The organism is Mesorhizobium sp. M7A.F.Ca.CA.002.04.1.1 (assembly GCF_004022805.1).
GTDB classification, from domain to species: domain Bacteria; phylum Pseudomonadota; class Alphaproteobacteria; order Rhizobiales; family Rhizobiaceae; genus Mesorhizobium; species Mesorhizobium ciceri.
In genome coordinates, this window is the sequence record NZ_RZPL01000444.1 from 1 (window position 1) to 4,834 (window position 4,834).

General features: G+C 64.4%; 4 protein-coding genes. All 4 read left to right on the forward strand.

The annotated features are described in order from the left end of the window. On the forward strand, positions 1–194 hold a 194-nt coding region (locus ENZ75_RS21235), incomplete at its 5' end, for a hypothetical protein (RefSeq protein WP_164887907.1). A 158-nt stretch (positions 195–352) separates the two neighbouring features. Next, the gene (gap, locus tag ENZ75_RS21240; RefSeq protein ID WP_013529249.1) at positions 353–1,363 is read left to right on the forward strand and encodes a type I glyceraldehyde-3-phosphate dehydrogenase; all 1,011 of its coding nucleotides are present in this window, start codon (positions 353–355) and stop codon (positions 1,361–1,363) included. A 218-nt stretch (positions 1,364–1,581) separates the two neighbouring features. Next, positions 1,582–3,471 carry a potassium/proton antiporter gene (locus tag ENZ75_RS21245; RefSeq protein WP_013529248.1) on the forward strand — a complete coding sequence of 630 codons (1,890 nt, stop codon included), beginning with the start codon at positions 1,582–1,584 and terminating at the stop codon, positions 3,469–3,471. A gap of 145 nt (positions 3,472–3,616) precedes the next feature. Further along, on the forward strand, positions 3,617–4,813 hold the full coding sequence (locus ENZ75_RS21250) for a phosphoglycerate kinase (protein ID WP_013529247.1): 1,197 nt from the start codon (positions 3,617–3,619) through the stop codon (positions 4,811–4,813). The last annotated feature ends 21 nt before the right edge of the window (positions 4,814–4,834 follow it).

Here is a 4,834-nt window from a genome sequence, read left to right on the forward strand (position 1 = left end):
GCAATGCGCCGATCAAGATGGCGATCGAAGCCGGCATCCGCCAGGGATGGGATCATCTGATCGGCTCAGACGGCATCTTCGTCGGCATGACCCGCTTCGGCGCGTCGGGCACGATCGAGCAACTCTATCCGCATTTCGGCATTACCGCCGAGGCCGCGGCCAAGGCGGCGGAAGCCCGCCTGCACGCCAAGTAAGATTCTGGGCCAGTTCGGCGAAACCGCGAAAACGGCTTCGCCGGGCTGGCTCAACTTAATCGATTTAAATCCACGCCAGTGCGGCTGGATTCTTTCTGCTTCCGCCGCTATGAAACTGCAGACCCCTCGTCCGCCCTCCAACTCCCAGGGAGAGAATTATGACCGTCAGAGTTGCCATCAACGGATTTGGCCGCATCGGCCGCAACATCCTGCGCGCTATCCATGAATCCGGCCGCAAGGACATCGACGTCGTCGCCGTCAACGACCTCGGCCCAGTCGAGACCAATGCGCACCTCTTGCGCTATGACAGCGTGCACGGCCGCTTCCCGCATGAAGTCTCGGTATCCGGCGACCAGATCACCGTCGGCAAGGAGACGTTCAAGGTCACCGCGATCAAGGATCCGACGCAGTTGCCGTGGAAGGAACTCGGCATCGACATCGCGCTCGAATGCACCGGCATCTTCACCGCCCGCGACAAGGCAGCGGCACACCTGACCGCCGGCGCCAAGCGCGTCATCGTTTCGGCCCCTGCCGAAGGCGCCGACCTCACCGTGGTCTACGGCATCAACCACGACCAGTTGACCAAGGATCATATCGTCATCTCGAATGCCTCGTGCACCACCAACTGCCTGGCGCCGCTGGCAGCCGTGCTGCACGAAACGGTCGGCATCGAAAAAGGCATGATGACGACGATCCACTCCTACACCGGCGACCAGCCGACGCTGGACACCATGCACAAGGATCTCTACCGCGCCCGCGCCGCGGCGCTGTCGCAGATCCCGACCTCGACCGGTGCCGCCAAGGCGATCGGCTTGGTGCTGCCCGACCTCAAGGGCAAGCTCGACGGCATCTCGATCCGCGTGCCGACCCCGAACGTCTCGGTCGTCGATTTCAAGTTCATCGCCAAGCGGTCGACCACGGTGCAGGAGATCAACGAAGCGGTGATCGCCGCCTCCAACGGCAAGCTCAAGGGCATTCTCGGCGTCACCCATCACCCGAACGTGTCGATCGACTTCAACCACGATCCGCGCTCCTCGATCATGGCGCTCGACCAGACCAAGGTGATGGACGGCAATTTCGTATCGGTGCTCTCCTGGTACGACAATGAATGGGGTTTCTCCAACCGCATGGGCGACACATCGGTCGCCTTCGGCAAGACCATCGCCTGATCACAAAGCCCTCTTTTCGAGACTTGGAACGCCCGGCTTTGCCCGGGCGTTTTTCATGAGCGCAGCTTGCGCCTTCCCAAATTGTGTCCCGGGCGCCAAAACATCCGAAAATCAGCGGCATAGACCAAAAAGCCACCCTGCCGCCTTGCACTGGTCACGTCTTCGCCCCACTCTCTCGCAAAGCAGGAGACAGACAAATTTGAGGGGCTGATTTCAGGATGGAGCATGCGATCTATCTCGTCACGCTGGTCGGCACAGCGCTTGTCGTCGCCGCCGCGTTTTCGAGCCTGATCGCCTTCCGCTTCGGCGCCCCTCTTCTGCTCCTGTTCCTCTGCATTGGCCTCGCCACCGGCACCGACGGTCTCGGCATCCAGTTCGACAATGCCCGCATCGCCTATTTTGCCGGCTCACTGGCGCTGGCCGTCATCCTGTTCGATTCCGGCTTCGGCACGCCGCTCAACGCCTTGCGGCAGGCAGCCGGCCCGGCGTTGTCGCTGGCGACCTTCGGCGTAATTCTGACCACCGGCCTGTTCGGCGCCGCCGCCCACTATCTGCTCGACCTCACCTGGCTGGAATCCTTCCTGCTCGGCGCCGCCGTCGCCTCCACCGATGCGGCCGCCGTGTTCTTCCTGCTGCGTGCCGGCGAGATCAATCTGCGCGAACGCGTGCGCTCGACGCTCGAGGTGGAATCCGGCACCAATGACCCCATCGCCATCTTCCTGACCATCACGCTGGTCGAGATCATCGCCGCTCATGCCAATCCCGAGACCAACGTCCTGGTCACCAGCCTTTTCCTCGGCTTCCTCCTCAACATGGGCCTTGGCGCTGTCGTCGGCGTGCTCGGCGGCCTCGCCATCGTGCGTCTCGTCGACCGGCTCAATCTCGACCATGGCCTGCTGCCGATCTTCGTGCTGACCTTGTCGTTGATGGTCTTTGCCGCCGCCGGCGCCATTGGCGGCTCTGGCTTCCTGGCGGTCTATATCGCCGGCCTCATCTCGGGCAATTCCGATATCCGCGCCGTCACCATCCTCAAGCGCTTCCAGGACGGCATGTCATGGCTGGCACAGATCATCATGTTCCTCATCCTCGGCCTGTTCGCGACGCCCTCGCAATTCCCGGCGATCATGGTGCCGGCGGTGCTGCTCGGCCTGTTCCTGATGTTCGTGGCGCGGCCGGTCGCCGTCTGGCTCTGCCTGATCCCGTTCCGCATGCCGCGCCCCGAAGTCGCCTTTGTCTCGTGGGTCGGCCTGCGCGGCGCGGTGTCGATCCTGCTCGCCATCACCCCGCTGCTCGGCGGGCTGGAAAATGGCCGTGTCATCTTCAACACCGCCTTCATCATCGTTCTGGTTTCGCTGGTCATCCAGGGCTGGACGGTCGGACCGCTGGCGCGCCGCCTCGGTTTGATCGTGCCGGCGCGGCTCGGACCGCTGGACAAGGTCGAGCTGGAATTGCCGGGTTCGGCCCATCACGAGCTTCTCGCCTATCGCGTCGCACCCGGCAGCCCGGTGGCGCGCGGCGAGCGCATCCCACGCTGGGCGCGACCCTCGCTGGTGCTGCGTGACGGCCGTTCGATGCGCTTCCAGGACATGGGCCGGCTCGCCGCCGGCGACCAGGTCTACATTTTCGTCCCGGATCGCTATCCGCGCCTGCTCGACAAGCTGTTCGCCAGCCGTGCCGTGGTCGATCCCGAAGATGCCGATTTCTTCGGCGCCTTCGCCGTCGATCCAGCGCGCCCCGCCGCCGAACTGGAAGCAGCCTATACGCCGGGCCTGACCGAAGCGGAGCAAAAGCTCACCGTTGGAGCGCTGGTCACGGCGCGGCTCGGCGGCCATGCCGAATATGCCGACCGCGTCCTGCTCGGCCCGATAGAACTGATCGTCCGCGACGTCGACGACAAGGGGAAGATCATAGGCCTCGGCCTGTCGTTCGAGCCGACCGCGCCGGTGGCGCGGGTGCCGGTCTTCCTCAGCGCCGGAGAAATCGGCGACCGTCTTTCCGCCTTCATCCGCAATTGGCGCAAGCCGACCGAGGCGCAGGCGGACGAGGCGCGGGCGGACGAGAAACCGGCCCCAGAGCCAGCGCCGGAAAAGGCAGCAACCGAAAGCTGACAAACCCGCTATTGAGCGGAGCCATTCATCCGCCCGCCAGTGCAAGATCGTGCCCACTTCAAAATTTCGGTTCGAGCGCGCCCTAAGCCTTGCATCGTCGCCGATGCGGGGTATGGTCCCCCGGTTTTTCGCGAAAGGAACCCGCATGGCCGCCTTCAAGACACTCGACGATATCGGCAACATCAGCGGCAAGCGCGTGCTGGTGCGCGTCGACCTCAACGTGCCTGTCACTGAGGGCAAAGTCACCGACGCCACCCGCATCGAACGCATCGCACCGACCATCGCCGAGCTATCGGCCAAGGGCGCCAAGGTCATCCTGCTCGCCCATTTCGGCCGACCCAAGGATGGGCCTTCGCCCGAATTCTCGCTGGAGCCGATCGCCAAAGCCACGGCAGAAGTGCTCGGCCGCCCCGTCGGTTTCGCCTCGGATTGCGTCGGCGACACGGCCGGAAGCGCTGTCGCCGCCATGAACAAGGGCGACGTGCTGCTGCTCGAAAACACTCGCTTCTACAAGGCCGAAGAAAAGAATGACCCGGCCTTCACCGAAAAACTCGCCGCCAATGGCGATATCTTCGTCAACGACGCCTTCTCGGCCGCGCACCGCGCGCATTCTTCGACCGAGGGGCTGGCGCATCTGTTGCCGGCTTTTGCCGGCCGCACCATGCAAGCCGAGCTTGAGGCGCTGGAGAAGGGCTTGGGAAAACCGGTTCGTCCGGTCGTCGCCATTGTCGGCGGCGCCAAGGTCTCGACCAAGATCGATCTGTTGATGAACTTGGTGAAGAAGGTCGACGCGCTGGTCATCGGCGGCGGCATGGCCAACACCTTCCTCGCCGCGCGCGGCACCGATGTCGGCAAATCGCTGTGCGAGCATGATCTCGCCTCAACCGCCAAGCAGATCATGATCGAGGCGGCCGAGGCCGGCTGCGCCATCATCCTGCCGGTCGACGGCGTCGTCGCCAGGGAGTTCAAGGCGGGCGCGGCCTGCGAGACCGTCGCCATCTCCGATGTGCCGGCCGACGGGATGATCCTCGATGTCGGCGCCAAAACCGTGACGACCATCGGCGAATGGATCGACCGCGCCGCGACACTGGTCTGGAACGGCCCGCTCGGCGCCTTCGAGATCGCGCCCTTCGACCATGCGACGGTGGCGGCGGCCAAGCATGCGGCGTCGCGCACCAAGGAAGGCAAGCTGGTCTCGGTCGCAGGCGGTGGCGATACGGTCGCGGCGCTCAACCACGCCGGCGTCGCCGACGACTTCACCTATGTCTCGACCGCAGGCGGCGCCTTCCTGGAGTGGATGGAAGGCAAGCCGCTGCCCGGCGTCGATGTGTTGAAGCGCTGAGGCTCCGAGGCGATCAACACT